Origin of the sequence: Rhodoferax saidenbachensis (assembly GCF_001955715.1) — a bacterium.
GTDB classification, from domain to species: domain Bacteria; phylum Pseudomonadota; class Gammaproteobacteria; order Burkholderiales; family Burkholderiaceae_C; genus Allorhodoferax; species Allorhodoferax saidenbachensis.
The window spans coordinates 1,658,196-1,674,358 of sequence record NZ_CP019239.1; the positions used below are offsets into that span (position 1 = coordinate 1,658,196).

Consider the following 16,163-nt stretch of genomic DNA (forward strand, 5'->3'; position numbering starts at 1 on the left):
CCGCTGCATGCAGTCAACCGACTGCACAGAGGCCATTTCGGCTGTGACACACAACAGCAACTGGGGCAAGCAATTGACTATTCGGATTCAAAGTCAAAAAGACTTTTATGCAGGCTTGATGTTCACCGTGGCGGGCGGCGGCTTTGCCGCAGGGGCCAGCCAGTACAGCCTGGGCAATGGGGCAAAAATGGGCCCAGGCTACTTCCCTCTCATTCTGGGCCTGCTGCTAGCCGTCCTGGGCTGTGCCATTTCCCTTAAAAGCTTGGCCACCCCTACGGCTGACGGCGACAAGATCGGCAAGATTGCGTGGAAGCCGCTGTTCTTCATCATTACAGCGAACCTGGTGTTCGGTGCGTCTATCGGTGGCCTGCCGGTCATCGGCCTGAAACCTCTGGGTTTGATCGTGGGCATCTGCCTGCTTACTTACATCGCCAGCCACGCAGGTGATGAGCACAACTTCAAGGAGGTGGCCGTGCTCGCTGTCGTCCTGGCGGCCTTGAGTTATGTGGCCTTCATCCTGCTGCTCAAGTTGCAGTTCCCCGTCTGGCCCGACTTGTTCGCTGCGTGAGGACACTGCACATGGATCTCTTTAACAACCTCGCCCTCGGTTTTGGCGTCGCCTTCACCGTTCAGAATCTGATTTACGCCTTCATTGGCTGCCTTTTGGGCACCCTCATTGGTGTGCTCCCAGGCATCGGTCCTTTGGCCACCATTGCCATGCTGCTGCCTGCTACCTACGCACTGCCCCCGGTGGCTGCGCTGATCATGCTGGCCGGTATTTATTACGGCGCCCAGTACGGTGGTTCCACCACGGCCATCCTGGTGAACTTGCCTGGAGAGTCGTCGTCCGTGGTCACCGTCATTGACGGCTACCAGATGGCGCGCAACGGCCGCGCCGGTCCTGCACTGGCGGCCGCCGGCCTGGGTTCTTTCTTTGCCGGCTGCGTGGGCACCCTCATCCTGGCGGCTTTTGCGGCACCCCTGACCGAACTGGCCTTCAAGTTCGGCCCGGCCGAGTATTTCAGCCTCATGGTCCTGGGCCTCATTGGTGCGGTGGTGCTGGCTTCTGGCTCCTTGCTCAAGGCCATCGCCATGATCGTGTTGGGCCTTTTGCTGGGCATGGTGGGCACCGACGTGAACTCGGGCGTGGCCCGCTTCAGTTTTGACATCCCCGAACTGACCGACGGCATTGGCTTCATCGTCATCGCCATGGGTGTGTTTGGTTACGGTGAGATCATCAGCAACCTGTCCAAGAGCGAGAGTGAGCGGGAAGTCTTTACCGCTTCGGTATCGGGCCTGATGCCCACCAAGCAAGACTTCAAGGACATGTTCCCCGCCGTGCTGCGCGGGACCGCTCTGGGCTCAGCGCTAGGCATCTTGCCTGGTGGCGGTGCCGTGATGGCAGCCTTTGCGGCCTACACGCTGGAGAAGAAGACCAAACTGCGTCCTGGTGAAGTGCCCTTTGGCAAAGGCAATATCCGCGGGGTGGCCTCGCCTGAGGCCGCCAACAATGCCGGCTCGCAAACCTCCTTCATCCCGCTGCTTACGCTGGGCATTCCGCCCAATGCGGTGATGGCGCTGATGGTGGGTGCCATGACCATACACAACATTCAGCCCGGGCCACAGGTTATGACGTCCAACCCCGAGTTGTTCTGGGGCCTGATTGCCTCCATGTGGATTGGCAATCTGATGTTGGTCATCCTGAATCTTCCGCTGATAGGCATCTGGATCAAGCTGCTCTCGGTTCCCTACCGATGGCTTTTTCCCTCCATCGTGTTGTTCTGCGCCATTGGCGTGTACTCGACCAACAACAACACGTGGGACATCTGGATGGTGGGCCTGTTTGGCGTCATTGGTTACATCTTCATCAAGCTGGGCACTGAACCTGCGCCGCTCTTGTTGGGTTTCATCTTGGGGCCGATGATGGAAGAGTATCTGCGCCGGGCCCTGCTGCTCAGTCGCGGTGACTGGAGCGTGTTCCTAACACGCCCGTTGTCGGCGGGTCTATTGGCTGCCGCCGTGTTGTTGCTGGTCATCGTGCTCTTGCCCTCGGTCAAGTCCAAACGGGAAGAGGCATTTGTCGAGGATTGAGCATGCCCGGACCCATTCTTTCCCCATCCAAGGCACAAAACATTCGGTGGCTAAGTGCCTGCATGGGGAACTATCGCAACGCCCCAGGGCATTTGCAAACGAACGGTAGCCATGAAATTTGACAATCTGCGCGTGGCGCACAAACTGTGGCTGGTGATCTTGGGGCTCTGGCTTCTCATGATGGCGGTGACTGTGTGGACGCAGGTGCGTTTGCTCCAGGTGACTGAAGAGGCGGAGGAGCAGACCCAAAAGTACGAAAAAATCAGCGATCTGACAGCACGCTGGCATGGGCTGGCGCAATTGGCAGGAGCCATGGCCACAGCCAGCACTTCGTCAACGGATGAAGCATTGGTCACGGATTTTGACGACCGCGTGAAAAGTCTGCTCGTCAAGATCGAAACACTTCAGCGGGAGATTTCCCAATTCGCCAATACGTCAGATGAGAAGTCCGCGCTGGGAAAAGCGACTGCCAACAAGCTGCCCAGAGTACCTGCGTACTTTCTCAATATTGAGGAATACATCCGCTGGCAACGAACGCAGCGGGATAGCGCCATACAGTTAGCACACCAGGCACGCAACGACGTGGCAACGGTGGCGTTTATAAGTGTCGCTTTGGTGCTGGTCTTGAGTGGCGGCGTGATCGTGCTGCTGATGCGCTCTATCACACGGCCGCTGGCGCGTGCGGTGGCAATGGCCCAAGTCATTACTGCGGGGGATCTGACACAGGATATTCAGGACGAACGTCGCGATGAGTTTGGCGAGTTGATGCGCGCGCTTTCCAAGATGGTGACCACGCTCCGGGGTGTGGTCACCCAGGTGCGCACCGGTGTGGAGTCCATGTCCACTGCATCCAGTGAAATTGCCAATGGCAACCAGGATCTTTCGATGCGCACCGAGCAAACCGCATCCAACCTGCAACAAACCGCCGTCAGCATGGAAGCGTTGACCAATACGGTCAACCAGTCTGCGGACACGGCGCGCCAGGCAAACCAGCTATCCACTACGGCAGTCCTTGCGGCCACCCGTGGCGGTGAAGTGGTTGGGCAGGTGATTCACAGCATGAAGCACATCTCCGAGTCATCCCGCAAGATCGTGGACATCATCAGCACCATTGATGGCATCGCCTTCCAGACAAACATCCTGGCTTTGAATGCAGCCGTAGAGGCAGCGCGTGCAGGAGAGCAGGGCCGGGGTTTTGCCGTTGTGGCCTCCGAGGTGCGGTCTCTGGCGGGGCGTTCGGCGGCTGCGGCCAAAGAGATCAAAACACTGATCGGCCTGTCGGTGGAGACGGTGGAGTCAGGTGCCAAGCAGGTAGCACAGGCCGGACACAGCATGGAGGAAATCGTGCGGAGTGTGCAATCTGTCACCGATTTGATAGGGGAAATCACGGCATCCAGCACCGAGCAGCGCGAAGGCATTGGTCAAGTCAACCAAGCGGTCTCCCGGCTGGATCAAATGACCCAGCAAAACGCTGCACTGGTGGAGCAATCTGCCGCGGCCGCGTCTGCCATGCACGATCAAGCCCAACGGCTGGCCCAGGTCGTTGCGGTATTTCGCGTGTCTGGCTAAAACAGGAGATGCAATCAGTTTGTAGGCGTCATGTCTGAATCAGCCCCACATATCGGCTGTTCATCGTACGGGCCTAGTGCGCCAGTCCTGAACGCCCGCTTTCCGGCCATGAAACGGGATTGAGCGAAGACCGCTTTGGGTCGTACGCTGATATTTGGCCCAAAAATCTTGGAGTAAGGATTGGCATGCGCTTACCTTCCCCACTTGCCAATCGCACTAATCCAGACGAATATCGCTACCTAAACTACCTCGGCTGCGTTTGGAAAGTCCAGGGGGGCAACTGGTTCGGGTTAACTGAGTTCGCTCATCTTGTTGTGCTTTTCCAGTCAGGACTTGCCCATCTAGCAAACGTTTAGCCATTCCTCCGCGCATGCATCCTGGGCCAAGATTCGCACCATAGGCACCCGAGCGAGCTTTCCACTGTGCGCTATCGAAAGGCTCACCACTGGTATCTGGACTGTACGAATAGGAAAAAACAAGCCAAACCACTGCGACGCGTGGCAACAGTGGGATACCAACAAGAGCGCGGCGAAATGCTCGCAGATCCTTTATCGCTGAAGTTATTCGACGCGTTTCAGTACGCATACGACTTCCCAAAAATGAAAACTTGGTTATTGAAAATGAGACCTGTGTGCGTAATTACCAGGTACCCATTTCACAGAAATGACAGTGAACCCGCGGGACCGCAGATACGATTTTCATCTTCAAGCAAGGGAAGCCGAGACACATTAATGAGTGAGATCCGACATGGAAGCGAAATACAACTGTTTTGCCGGCGTCTGGAACATGAGCTCCTGAGCTTTGTAAGCCCGCCTTTCTGGACGAGCAACCTCCAGGGACTCAAGAACTTTCAGTTCCAATCCAAGGCGTAAAACATCTTGATCCTCTGCTCCATAACGATCAGATAGTTTCGCCACTACGCGGCGGAGTTTTTCGGTTTTCTTACCCATTTTGATTCTCCAAATTTCGACAGTTGCGGAGGCTATGTGACACAGATATTGGTGACATCACTCGGCAGGTGATTTGCCCAGTTCTCAATTCATCCTAGTAGATATGCTGCAAAGCAGCAATAGTGGCAATTTCCCCAGCACTGCTTGTTCGTCCAGCGAAGAAAATAAACCCACGTACATTTTTGGATTGGTTCGACTCTATCGTTAACCGTACTCCGTGAAGACTGATTTTGGGATTGCTAAAACAGCGATAGCGGCAATGGTGCGCTATCCAGCGGATACGGAAGTTAAACCTAATCGAGTTAGCTTGCTGCAGTATGCGCGGCCGTTTTTCGGAAAAGAACTTCACCAGTTGAAACAAGAACCACCCGAATTTCCCGTCCATACGGAATGGTCACGCTTTTTGCGGCGACAGCTATTGCCAATCCGCGATCATGAATAAGTATGTTTGTGATGCCAGATCCAGGCAGAAGTGGCCCCACCATAGGGGCTGAACTTTCAATTCGGTAATTCAGCGTCTCCACATCAACCTCCTGACCCAAAGGATGTTCGGGGGGAAGCGAATACTAGGCATCGCCTGTTACAGCATCGTGTCAACGTTGGAATGTCTGACGCATGAGTTCTTGTCAGAGGTGATCGTTGGCAAAAGACTGCTTCCAGATGTCGATTGACACAGGGTGTTGCGCGGTCAGCGTACTTTTTATATGTGGGCCAAATCGCGCAAATCGTGCAGTAAGTCCGATCGATTTGCGATCATGGAATGAAGCTCTACGAAAAGTTCTAGTCTGCGCCGCAATGAGTGCAACATCTGTATGACCGCAATACCCGCGGCCCTAATGCTGGCTGGCAAGGGCTGGTAGTCCCAAAGGGTCGTTGCTGGTTGACCCGGCCAATGGGGCTGTTCAGCTCTTGCATCGCAATCCCGTGGTGCTGATCCCCGCAGTGTTCAGTGTCAGTAATGCCCAGTGGTTAGGGTTTGCTTTGTAAAAGTTGGATGGCCACAGGAGAACGCTCGAAATTTTCCTTCCCCGATGTGATCTAAACAGGCCTCTGCCAATAGACTTCTTGTGGAGTTGCTTTTTGAAACGAACAACACATGACTTAAATGCTTAGACATACAGAAAACGTTTCTCCCAATTTTCTCAATCGTTGGTTGGCGACGCAACATATCTTTTACGCGTATGTGTTCTCTGCAGCTTTCATCAGGTCATGCAACTCCCCAACACTCATCGGTTTTGCGAAAAAATAACCTTGTCCAAACTCCACGCCTAACTTCAGCAACATTTGGCGTTGTGCATCGTTTTCAATTCCTTCTGCAATGACCGCCGCTCCAACAGCTCGCGCAATTCCAATGATTTCCGGAATCAACGAGGAACGGATGGTGGAGTCTTCCATGTCAAAAACAAAGGATTTGTCTATCTTCAAAAAATTGGGAGATAGAGACTTGATGCTTCCCAGATTGGAAAATCCAGTTCCGAAATCGTCGACCGAAATCTGATACCCGGCTTCCTTGAGTTGCGCAATCTCTGTGAACAACGAACTTTGGTAAGCCTGTTCAATCACCTCAAGGTTGAACTGGAAATTGTGACGCCCAGATTTAGGTAGTTCACTCTCGATGAGATCCCTTATTTCCGCGTACCGAATATCCTTCGGAAAAAGATTGAAGGCAACCTTGAAGCCCTGACACGGGGGCAATCCATTGAACAATTCATGGATGGCCTTGCGAACAACTGTCTGATCCAGCCGCCATGTGAGATTGCGCGCAATGATGATGGGTAATACTTGGTCGGGGTAAATAACTACACCGCCCTTGTCGTGAAGGCGCATGAGTACCTCACATCCCACTATTGCATTTGTCCTGAGATCTACGATGGGCTGGTACATGCACACCACATGCTCTATCGTCAGCAATGCCTCAATCCTGTGCTCCAAGTCATTCCAACGTTGAAAAGTTGGTTTTATGAGGAAGTAGACAACACAACCCAGGATCAAAGACAGCAACATTAGCTTCGTCAAGATCGCCACGTGCATCCTGAGAAACTCACCAAGCGGAGTCACTTTCTGGATGACAAATCGCGTTTCTGTCACTTTCTCCGACGCAATGAATGCCATGTAGGTCCAGCTAAAGTAATGCATCGACTCCTCTTGCATTTCCTTAGTGCTCAGAAGATTGATCCATCGTGTGGAGAGCGCCGGATTCGCGTATATGGGAAAAGAGCCTCCTTCGGGCAGAACGAAGCGAATGACATCCTGGTCTTGGGGAAACAAGGTCCCTAGTATTCTGGGATTTACAACCGCATTGAATCGTCCTATTCGGACCACCGTGGTTTTGTAACGCCCGCCGCCAATGACTACCGAAACTTGGTTGTTGATTTCAACTTTGTGCCCTTGGTACTCATGCACCGTATCTGGGGGAGTCGCTTCAAACGGAACCGGCAATACTCCGAGTAACGATGAACAAAGCAGCCGTCCTTTTTCGTCAAAAATGCCAATGTCGCTTTGGTAGGCGGTTCCAAATGCCTCCATCCGTAATGCTCTTAAATTTTGTTCAAAGCACTCAGGCGTGTAGGTCTTATTTAGGCGCAGCAGCAGATCGATAGTTTCGGCCGCAACGACTTGGGTGGTAGTCGCCATGGTCAATTGCACCTCTCGCATTTTCTGCAAGTAGTTTTCCGCGACATACAAAGTGAATAGGGCTGCACTCACTATGACAGCCAGCACACCTACCAAGAGGGCATAAAGCCTTGCGAAGGTTCGCGCACGGTCTTTGGGGGGCTTCGTCATCACTGGCATTGAAAGAAATAACCTGCGCAAGCTGCTGCACACGAATACATCAAAAGCTCGCTTCAGTAACAACGTCATCTGGAAGCAGCAGGCTGATGCGTTCCGAGATTGAATTGGCGCGATCTTGTCCTGCGATTTTTTCAATCTCCAGAATCATTGCTCGCCCCACAGCCAGCATGGATTCCCTGTCGCGTGCATTGCGCAATGCTTCGCGGAAGGATTCAGCCTGCTCGGGAGAACGCTTCACAAACATGCGTTCACACATATCAAACAAGAACATGCGTGTGGTAGCCAGAGAGCGTTTGCCGTTGAATTGATCTGCAGAGACCGGGGGCTGTAGGGCTTGTTGAGGTCTTGTACCGACAGGACCGTGATCTGGACTCACCGAAAGTCGCGTTTCGGAAAGCTGGACTTCGAGCAGGTACCCATCGCGTATCAGTTGCAAGGCGAGCATCTGAATATCGTCCTGGAAAAACTTGGCCAGGTCGGTGAGTGTCTTTTCACCGTCAATCAGGAGAAGAAGCGCTCGCTCACGCTGTCCAAGTGTTCTGACACCTGGCTTCAGCTCATCCTTGGCTTTGGCGGTCTTCGCTAACCTCATGTGCTGCGCCCAAATCTCTATTGGCGCAGTTCAATGTGTCAAAGGTATTAAATTTTGACCTTTGTTCAGACGGTAAAAGTGGCATGAGATGGTTACGCCCTCGGCGCTTTCACGCGGCGGTCACACTGGATTGCAACAATTCATCACCTCCAAGCAACCACTTCGGGCGTCCCGAAGCTCCTTCGTTGCAATTCTCGTATTTTTCACAAGTGGCCAACTGTTATGAACATTCGTGAACGTCTTACTCTTCTCATTGCACTAACTTTCATTGCGCTTGTTTTCATTGGAGGTTTCGCTGTCTATCAGTCACGCGAGAGTACAGGTCAGGTCAAAGGCGTGACCATGGGTGTCGTGCCAAGTGCACTGGCGTCTGTGGAGCTCATGAGTCAACTCAAAGACGTTCAAATTACTACATTGGATATGGTCGCCGCCAAAGATGCGGACCAAATTAAACGCATTCAGGAAGTGTTGAATGGAAAGAAAGTGGCTCTTGAAAACGCATTAACGCAGCAGTTGGCTCAGGCTGATAGCGATGCACAACGCGGGTTAATCAAGCAGGCCCAAGAGAGTTTGGTGAATTATTTTTCCGCGATTGACGATACCGCAAAATTCAAATTGGCAGGCCAGGCAGAAATGGCGCAGGCCAATCTTGAAGCCACGGTGGACCAGTATCTGCGGGAGCAGGTTTCCATCATTGAAACAGTCCAAGTTGAAAAGCGGCGTAGCAAAGACGAGGCTATCAGCAGTCTCAATGACAGTTTGACGCGCACCTCTACAACGCTGATGTTGGTCACCATCTTTGCCATTCTGGCGTTGACCGCTATAGGAATCTTTCTGTATCGCCAAATTACGGTCCCTATGCGCGATATGCAGAAGAAGATGACTGAGATTGCCACCACCCAGGACTTCACGCACCGCGTTCCTGTAACACGACAGGATGAGATTGGTCGTTCCATCGAAGCCTTCAATGCAATGATTGGAAAGATCCAGGAGGGGGCTGAACTTATCAAGCAAAAAAATGCAGACATCCACGCCATGCTTCACAACATTCCGCAAGGAATTTTGACTATCGTGAATGGCGGTTCAATCCACCCGGAATATTCGAAGTACCTGGAAGACATCCTTGAGACCCGGGACATCGGTGGTCGCAATGTCATGGAGCTCCTGTTCAGCAATACCCATTGCGGTGCAGATACTCTGTCTCAAGTGGATGCAACCATCGCGGCCTGCATTGGTGAAGACAGCATGAATTTCGAATTCAACTCACATCTTCTGGTGACTGAAATCGAGAAAGAAATGCCGGATGGGCGCATCAAGATTCTGGAACTGAGCTGGTCTCCGATGGCTGATGACGCTGGCACGGTGGTGCGCCTCATGTTGTGCGTTTGGGATGCCACCGCATTGCGCGAACTGGAATTCCAGGCCAAGAAGCAGAAGCGCGAAATGGCGATGATTGGTGAAATCTTGGCGGTGAGCCAGGAGAAGTTTCACGGCTTTGTAGAGAGCTCCAAACAGTTTTTCACGGAAAACCTGGCGTTGCTGGACAAGGTTGGGGAGGGGGCATCGGCCGCACAGCATGCGGACACCATTGCATTGCTGTTTCGTAACATGCATACCGTCAAGGGAAATGCGCGCACCTATGGCTTGCTGCATCTCACCAACAAGGTGCATGAGGCCGAGCAGACTTACGATGACCTGCGCGCAGTACCCCAGACTATCTGGGATGTATCTCACATGCGGGGGCAATTGGTTGAAGTGGCCACCGTACTCGCGGAATACGAAAAACTGAATGAAGGAAAACTCGGGCGCAAGGGACCGGGACGCCGCGGAGACGCCGAAAAATATTTGATGGTTGAGAAGTCCCGCATTGATGCCGCCTTGATTGAAATTGACGCGATTGATCGCACCAACACGAGAGCTATGTCCATGCAGTTGGACTTCTTACGGCATGCCATGGACTTGCTAGGCACAGAAGAGGTTTCGGACACTCTCGCGGGAATACTGGATTCACTACCGTCGCTAGCCGCCGAGCTGGGCAAGGAAGTCCCCTTGGTGCTCATCGAGGACCATGGAATTGTGGTGCGCCGCCAGGCATCCGACTTGTTAAAGAACGTGTTTATGCACCTACTGCGCAATGCCGTTGACCATGGCATCGAAAAGCCTGAGGTGCGAGTCGCAAGCGGAAAGACGGGTAAAGGTTCGATCCGAATCTCGATGAACCTGGACAAGCATCATCTCCTGATGCGTATTGCAGACGATGGGCGTGGATTGGCTGTCGATTCCATCAAAAAACGCGCGATGGATGCCGGTCTGATCGGTGTAGACCAAGTCTTGGAAGACTCGGACGTCGCAGAGATGGTATTTGCATCCGGCTTTTCCACTGCAGAGCAAGTAACCGAAGTGTCGGGGCGTGGCGTGGGTATGGATGCAGTCCGCGGATTCATTACATCTGAAGGCGGAAGCATTGCACTGCACTTTACGACGGAAGCCGCCGGTGCGGCGTTTCGGCCTTTTGAGACAGTAATCACCCTGCCAGCCAAACTCGCGGTCCAATCCAGGCCCGTCGATGCCCTTGCGAAGCCACATCTGGTTTTAGTCTGACCTGGGTGGATTCCTTCATGTTGGAGCTGGTTTCGCATTTGCTGATAGGTGTCGCACTTGGCTTGGTGTTGCCGATGTTGCACATACGCAAGCTCAGAAGACTGCAGGACGTTCTCACCGAAGAAAAAGCATCCAGTCAAGGCATCCGTGCGCAACAGCAGAGTGTCATCGATGAATTGAAAAAGAGCAGCGAAAGCGCACGCGAAGCCCTGGAAGAAGGGCTGAAGCGTGCACATGCAGATCACGACAAAAAGGCCGCTACCACCCTGATCCTACAAAGGGCAGAAGAGCAATCCATCGCATTGAAATCGAAGGTTTTGGTGAATACCACCGAACTGGCGGCGGAGATTGATGCACTCTTGGGGCTCGTCAAGACCTTCGAGCGCTGGCATGCCGACATGAGTCTCTTGGTGACGCATAACCGGGCCTTGCATGCCAGGAACGATGACCTGGCGTCCATCGTTAAGCAGGTCGTTATCGTAGCGCTCAACGCTTCCATTGAGGCCGCCCGCGCCGGTGAGCAAGGGCGTGGCTTTGCAGTGGTCGCCAATGAAATGCGCACGCTTGCCAATCGTGCAGACGGTCTTGCCAAGGACTACCGCAAGAGCCTTTTTGAAAGCGACTTGGTCACCACCGCAACTTTCCAGGATTTGCAGGCTGGTGGAAAGATGATCACGGGCGCCGTGATTGGCTTGAGCCGGATCAACAAAAAATCCCACGATATGGCTACTGTCTGAGGTTCTGACAATGATCAGTCAACGCGCCAAAAACGGATTGAACCAATGGTTTTCAAAGGCACTGAAAGGCGCTTTGTCCGGAAGTCAGGGAGATCTGTGCAGCGTCGAAGCGGTTGAGCAGAACGCAGACTTTTTCGAAAGCAGATTTGTGATGTTGACCTCTTCATCCTACCTGTTCCGGGCGTTCACTTTGATTCACTTTGAACTCAACGCAGCCACACGAGAACATTTGGCAAAACTGAGCCGTTCTGATGCGGAGAGTATGAGCGAGAAAGAGTTCATGGATGCCATCTGTGAATGCGCAAATATGTGTGGTGGTGCTCTCAATCGGGAATTTGGATCCGTTTTTAACCACGTCGGGTTGTCCACCCCAAATATTCTGGGAGCAGAGAGTGCTCACTGCTTGCAATCGCTGCGCCATGGGCACAGCCAGCATTTCCGAGTGGATTTCAACAGGGCGCATATGTTCCACGCCAGTCTCTATGTTTGTGAATTTGAAGACCTGGATTTTGATGGGCCGCAGTGGGCTTCGGACCACGCCGATATTGGCGGCGGTGAATTGGAACTGTTTTGATTGAAATAGAAACTGTCCGCGACAGGAGAATAACAATGGAAGAGAAAGCAGCATTGGTCAGCAAGGTACTCGTACTCGATGACAACAAGCAGTGCCTGGTAAAAATCAAGAACTTTTGCGAGGCCAATAGCCTCGTCGGTGTAAAGGCTCAACCCCATACAGTTCAGTCAGTTCTGAACTCCAACATAGACCTTGGGTGCGTCTTCCTTGCGGAAGACTTCGACGGTAGCCCTGGCGCTGGATTGGAATTGGGTCGCATGGTCCATGCAATGCGCCCCGATTTGCCAATCTTTCTGCGTCGTGAGTCGAATAACTTGAGTGGACTGGAGGACAAGGACCAGAAGGTATTTTTTAGGGCCTTCAGCATCGATGAAATGGATGCGTTAGCCTGTGCCATTCAGGACTGCATATTCAGCCTGTCGTACCCCAGCAAGCTCATCCGCGGTATCGCGGAGATGTCAAAAATTGCCATCGACAGCCAATTCAAGGGCTTGGTTTCCGAAATTGAAACGCCTTACACCGTGCGCGACAGACTGATTTTTGGGGAGATTTACACGCTGATCCCCATTGAGGGAAGTTGGTGCCGCGGCTACATGATGCTTCAGGTGGCTGAAGAGCCATTGATGAAATTGGTACGCTCCAATAGAACGCCCGTGGCTCCGCAGGACATTGGAGACTTTAGAAACCTCAATAGCCTGCTGGGCGAAATCACCAATTTGATCTGGGGTTCTTTCAAAAACCGCTATATCGCCACTGACACGAACAGCAATTACGTTGGACAGGTTCCCATCGTGATCAACCACAGCCATCGCTACATATCGTTTGGTTCAGAAAACCCGCAACTGTGCTTTAAGTACACCTTGGTAGATCAGGAAAACGCGGGATTACAGCATCTGACGATCTACCAACGATTCGTTTTCAATCTGAACTGGTCACCTGAAGACTATTCGGAGAACGAAGTATCGGTCCATGAGTTCATCGACTCCGGCGAGCTCGAATTATTTTGATTTTTGAGGATATAAAAATGGCACAAGTACTGGTCGTTGATGATTCGAGCACCGTCCGCAATGAAGTCGGCGACTTTCTGAAGGCTGCCGGACTCAACGTCGCCTTGGCGGTGGATGGACGAGATGGCCTGGAGAAACTCCAAGCTGATCCGGCAATCAAGTTGGTGATCTGCGATGTGAACATGCCTAACATGGATGGGCTGACGATGGCGGAAAAAGTGCGCAGCGATCTGAACAACGCTGCCGTCAACATCATTATGTTGACCACCGAAAACTCACCAGCCATGAAAGAACGAGGAAAGGCTGCGGGTATCAAAGGCTGGATCGTCAAGCCATTCAAGGGTGACGTTGTGATCGCCACCTTTAAGAAGCTCGTCGGCGTTTGACGGTTCCGGAAACTATTGGCTCCATCGGCTGCAACACCCGAATCTGGAATGGCACTAATGTGCATCGCGGGACTATGGGAGCTTAAAGAGACATGACAGATCATACGAGCGTCAAGAATTTCCATTTGATCGATCAATTGGCTACCCTGACAGACCATCGGGAACGGGATGGCCTGAACATGCATTTGGCGCAAATGTTGATGGACGTCATCAAGCCGTTGAGCATCTCTGTCAGTCTGGTAATGAGCGACCGAAATGATTACCGCTGGATTCCTGTGTTGCATTTGAGGCCTGACGCCTCAATCCAGTTGCGGGACCCTCTGCATGCAGATTTTTTGTCTCTGGATCAAGTCAGGGAGGGAACGCCGCGGTTTCGATGCCTTGAGATGAATTTGCCCGTGGCAGTAGATGCTGCAGAAAGCGGCGCGACTCATTTGACTATCCTGCCTCTCTTTGTGGGTGGAGCCAAGGCCGACAGTGGGATCATCGAGATCGCATCAAGCAATCGTCTGCCATTGCACGAGCTCGCGATCGTTGATCGCATGCTGCATGTGTATCGAAACATGCACAGCATGTTTCTCTATAGTGAACGTGATGTTCTTACGGGGCTTGCCAATCGCAAGTCATTCGAAGAAACTTTTTATAAATCCTTGCACGAGAATCCCAATTTCTATGCATCCTGGGCTAAAGGCATTGCTCCAGACAAAAATATTGACCGCCGAAGCAGCGAGACAAATGAACACTTCTGGCTTGCCATGGTTGACGTGGATCACTTCAAGCAAGTAAATGACAAATATGGCCATCAAATTGGGGATGAGGTACTGATCCTGATTGCAAGGATTATGAAAAACACTTTCCGTGGCTATGACCGTGTATATCGCTTTGGCGGAGAGGAGTTTGTTATTTTGATGCGGAGCGCTTGGCACGATACAGCGATGGCCACTCTCGAGCGTTTTAGAAAAAACATGGAAGAGTATTTATTTCCGCAAGTTGGCTGTATTACCGTGAGCATTGGCATGAACATCATCAATGGCGGAGATCCACCAGATGTTGTGTGCAACAAAGCAGATCAGGCTGTGTACTATGCCAAGCGCCATGGCCGGAATCAAGTGTGCAGCTACATGAGTCTTGTTGAAAATGGTCTGATTGAAACCGATGTTAAAGACGGTGGAATCGAATTGTTTTGAATGTTATTGGCGACAGAAAAGTCAACTCAAGAAGGAAAGTTTTCAGGCCCATGGCATTGCAAATGACACGCTGGTTTTTGCCAACAAGAATTCTTATCATTTTGCTGATCTGGACGCTATCCATCAGTGCCATTCATGCATCCACGCTGACAGGCTCGCCGTTTGAAAGCCGTGTGTACCTGGCAAACCAGGAACTGCGGCTTAACGGCATGGGGATGCGCAAGTTGTTGTTCATCGACGTGTATGCTGCCGGGCTTTATCTAGCCGGCAAGACGGACACACCCGGAGGTGTGGCAGCACTGGGGGGGCCCAAACGTCTTCAACTGCGCATGTTGCACAGTGCCAGTCCGGACGATTTCATTGAAGCGCTGCTGCCCGGCATACGCCGCAATACCAGTCCGGTACAACAGGCGGCACTCGTGGAGCGCCTTGCTCAACTGGAGCGCAACATCCGTGTCATTGGACGTACGGCGGCAGGCGATGTCATTGATTTCGACTACCTGCCTGAAGTAGGCACGGTTCTGTCGGTCAATGGCCAAGTCAGAGGAGCAGCTATCGTTGGCGTTGATTTCTATGCTGCCGTGCTGAGCATCTTTGTGGGTGAGCGTCCAGTGGATGCGGGTTTGAAGAAGGGATTGTTGGGCCTGCCGTGAGTGCCCGCAAACTGTCACCGTATTGACTTCTTTTCGGCCTACAGTGAACTTCACATTTGTTGAAGTTTCGAGAGGCCATTGTGAAAACCCTGGATGATGATTTGCTGGATCGCATTCACCGCGACTTGCGCGACAGTCTGGACGAAGAGCTGGAACTGGAGCTGGAAGACCACCAGCGCAATGTGCCAAGCACCGGCGGGATACCTGTTACGAATGACGAGCACGACGCACGCAAGCGTTACTTCCGTGAGTTGTTCCGTCTGCAAGCAGAACTGGTGAAACTCCAGGACTGGGTGGTCGCCAGCAAGCACAAAGTGGTCATCCTCTTCGAAGGACGCGACGCAGCTGGCAAGGGCGGCGTCATCAAACGCATCACGCAACGGCTCAACCCCCGCGTTTGCCGTGTCGCGGCGTTGCCGGCACCGAATGATCGTGAGCGCACTCAATGGTATTTCCAGCGCTATGTGGCGCACTTGCCAGCGGCGGGCGAAATCGTGCTGTTTGACCGCAGTTGGTACAACCGCGCTGGCGTGGAGCGCGTCATGGGTTTTTGCACCGACGCGCAGTACGAAGAGTTTTTCCGTTCTGTTCCTGAGTTCGAACGCATGCTGGCGCGGTCCGGCATTCAGGTACTGAAATACTGGTTCTCCATCTCCGATGAAGAGCAGCAGATGCGTTTTCTAGGGCGCATCCATGATCCATTAAAACAGTGGAAGCTCAGCCCCATGGATCTGGAGTCACGCCGCCGCTGGGAGGAGTACACAAAAGCCAAGGAAGTGATGCTGGAACGCACTCACATACCGGAAGCGCCATGGTGGGTCGTGCATGCTGACGATAAGAAGCGTGCGCGACTGAACTGCATACACCACCTACTGGGGCAGATGCCATATGAAGAAGTGGCACACCCCACGATAGAACTGCCCGACCGCGAACGTCACGGCGACTATGCCCGCCAAACACTGCCAGAAGGCATATTCATCCCCGAAATTTTCTGATCGACCTGCGGCGTCGCCGTTTCACTTT

General features: G+C 52.6%; 15 protein-coding genes. 12 read left to right on the plus strand and 3 right to left on the minus strand.

Annotation, left to right across the window (positions count from 1 at the left end):
- Positions 1 to 79: 79 nt before the first annotated feature.
- The 3 genes from RS694_RS07950 to RS694_RS21000 all read left to right on the plus strand — a co-directional run bounded on the left by RS694_RS07950 (position 80) and on the right by RS694_RS21000 (position 3,660).
- The gene (locus tag RS694_RS07950; protein WP_029708693.1) at positions 80 to 568 is read left to right on the plus strand and encodes a tripartite tricarboxylate transporter TctB family protein; all 489 of its coding nucleotides are present in this window, start codon (positions 80 to 82) and stop codon (positions 566 to 568) included.
- 11 nt (positions 569 to 579) lie between these two features.
- Positions 580 to 2,091 (plus strand): tripartite tricarboxylate transporter permease, encoded by a 1,512-nt coding sequence (locus RS694_RS07955; RefSeq protein WP_029708694.1) that lies wholly within the window; start codon positions 580 to 582, stop codon positions 2,089 to 2,091.
- Between the two features lie 111 nt (positions 2,092 to 2,202).
- The gene (locus RS694_RS21000; RefSeq protein WP_029708695.1) at positions 2,203 to 3,660 is read left to right on the plus strand and encodes a methyl-accepting chemotaxis protein; all 1,458 of its coding nucleotides are present in this window, start codon (positions 2,203 to 2,205) and stop codon (positions 3,658 to 3,660) included.
- Positions 3,661 to 4,388: 728 nt separating this feature from the next.
- Here the strand turns inward: RS694_RS21000 and RS694_RS07965 are convergent.
- On the minus strand, positions 4,389 to 4,610 hold the full coding sequence (locus RS694_RS07965) for a hypothetical protein (RefSeq protein WP_029708696.1): 222 nt from the start codon (positions 4,608 to 4,610) through the stop codon (positions 4,389 to 4,391).
- A 217-nt stretch (positions 4,611 to 4,827) separates the two neighbouring features.
- Between RS694_RS07965 and RS694_RS20460 the strand changes: the two genes are divergently transcribed.
- Positions 4,828 to 5,052 carry a hypothetical protein gene (locus RS694_RS20460; RefSeq protein ID WP_152528862.1) on the plus strand — a complete coding sequence of 75 codons (225 nt, stop codon included), beginning with the start codon at positions 4,828 to 4,830 and terminating at the stop codon, positions 5,050 to 5,052.
- Positions 5,053 to 5,783: 731 nt separating this feature from the next.
- Here RS694_RS20460 and RS694_RS07970 read toward each other — a convergent pair.
- Both RS694_RS07970 and RS694_RS07975 read right to left on the minus strand, forming a co-directional pair.
- A complete protein-coding gene (locus tag RS694_RS07970; protein WP_051391998.1) occupies positions 5,784 to 7,394 on the minus strand; it encodes an EAL domain-containing protein in 1,611 nt (536 codons plus the stop codon).
- 49 nt (positions 7,395 to 7,443) lie between these two features.
- Positions 7,444 to 7,995 carry a hypothetical protein gene (locus tag RS694_RS07975; protein ID WP_029708698.1) on the minus strand — a complete coding sequence of 184 codons (552 nt, stop codon included), beginning with the start codon at positions 7,993 to 7,995 and terminating at the stop codon, positions 7,444 to 7,446.
- 222 nt (positions 7,996 to 8,217) lie between these two features.
- Here RS694_RS07975 and RS694_RS07980 point away from each other — a divergent pair, with 222 nt between their 5' ends.
- The 8 genes from RS694_RS07980 (at position 8,218) to ppk2 (ending at position 16,135) form a co-directional block, all read left to right on the plus strand.
- Complete coding sequence (locus RS694_RS07980; protein ID WP_037247811.1) at positions 8,218 to 10,596, plus strand: ATP-binding protein; 2,379 nt, start codon at positions 8,218 to 8,220, stop codon at positions 10,594 to 10,596.
- Between the two features lie 17 nt (positions 10,597 to 10,613).
- On the plus strand, positions 10,614 to 11,333 hold the full coding sequence (locus RS694_RS21005; protein ID WP_029708700.1) for a methyl-accepting chemotaxis protein: 720 nt from the start codon (positions 10,614 to 10,616) through the stop codon (positions 11,331 to 11,333).
- A 10-nt stretch (positions 11,334 to 11,343) separates the two neighbouring features.
- The gene (locus tag RS694_RS07990) at positions 11,344 to 11,907 is read left to right on the plus strand and encodes a hypothetical protein (RefSeq protein ID WP_029708701.1); all 564 of its coding nucleotides are present in this window, start codon (positions 11,344 to 11,346) and stop codon (positions 11,905 to 11,907) included.
- A gap of 35 nt (positions 11,908 to 11,942) precedes the next feature.
- Positions 11,943 to 12,914 (plus strand): chemotaxis protein CheX, encoded by a 972-nt coding sequence (locus RS694_RS07995; RefSeq protein ID WP_029708702.1) that lies wholly within the window; start codon positions 11,943 to 11,945, stop codon positions 12,912 to 12,914.
- A gap of 17 nt (positions 12,915 to 12,931) precedes the next feature.
- Positions 12,932 to 13,300, plus strand: coding sequence for a response regulator (locus RS694_RS08000; protein ID WP_029708703.1), 369 nt, complete (start codon positions 12,932 to 12,934; stop codon positions 13,298 to 13,300).
- Positions 13,301 to 13,392: 92 nt separating this feature from the next.
- Positions 13,393 to 14,487, plus strand: a complete 1,095-nt coding sequence (locus tag RS694_RS08005; protein WP_029708704.1) for a GGDEF domain-containing protein — start codon at positions 13,393 to 13,395, stop codon at positions 14,485 to 14,487.
- Entirely contained in the window at positions 14,484 to 15,140 is a 657-nt protein-coding gene (locus tag RS694_RS08010; RefSeq protein WP_152528863.1) for a chalcone isomerase family protein, read from the plus strand. The genes RS694_RS08005 and RS694_RS08010 overlap by 4 nt, the downstream gene beginning before the upstream one ends.
- Positions 15,141 to 15,220: 80 nt before the next feature.
- Positions 15,221 to 16,135: a polyphosphate kinase 2 gene (gene ppk2 / locus RS694_RS08015; RefSeq protein WP_152528864.1), complete on the plus strand. Its 915-nt coding sequence runs from the start codon at positions 15,221 to 15,223 to the stop codon at positions 16,133 to 16,135.
- Positions 16,136 to 16,163: the final 28 nt, after the last annotated feature.

Coding starts and splice junctions, on each gene's coding strand:
- RS694_RS07955 (WP_029708694.1), top strand. CDS start 580: ATGGATCTCTTTAACAACCTCGCCCTCGGTTTTGGCGTCGCCTTCACC.
- RS694_RS21000 (WP_029708695.1), top strand. CDS start 2,203: ATGAAATTTGACAATCTGCGCGTGGCGCACAAACTGTGGCTGGTGATC.
- RS694_RS07965 (WP_029708696.1), bottom strand. CDS start 4,610: ATGGGTAAGAAAACCGAAAAACTCCGCCGCGTAGTGGCGAAACTATCT.
- RS694_RS07970 (WP_051391998.1), bottom strand. CDS start 7,394: ATGACGAAGCCCCCCAAAGACCGTGCGCGAACCTTCGCAAGGCTTTAT.
- RS694_RS07975 (WP_029708698.1), bottom strand. CDS start 7,995: ATGAGGTTAGCGAAGACCGCCAAAGCCAAGGATGAGCTGAAGCCAGGT.
- RS694_RS07980 (WP_037247811.1), top strand. CDS start 8,218: ATGAACATTCGTGAACGTCTTACTCTTCTCATTGCACTAACTTTCATT.
- RS694_RS21005 (WP_029708700.1), top strand. CDS start 10,614: ATGTTGGAGCTGGTTTCGCATTTGCTGATAGGTGTCGCACTTGGCTTG.
- RS694_RS07990 (WP_029708701.1), top strand. CDS start 11,344: ATGATCAGTCAACGCGCCAAAAACGGATTGAACCAATGGTTTTCAAAG.
- RS694_RS07995 (WP_029708702.1), top strand. CDS start 11,943: ATGGAAGAGAAAGCAGCATTGGTCAGCAAGGTACTCGTACTCGATGAC.
- RS694_RS08000 (WP_029708703.1), top strand. CDS start 12,932: ATGGCACAAGTACTGGTCGTTGATGATTCGAGCACCGTCCGCAATGAA.
- RS694_RS08005 (WP_029708704.1), top strand. CDS start 13,393: ATGACAGATCATACGAGCGTCAAGAATTTCCATTTGATCGATCAATTG.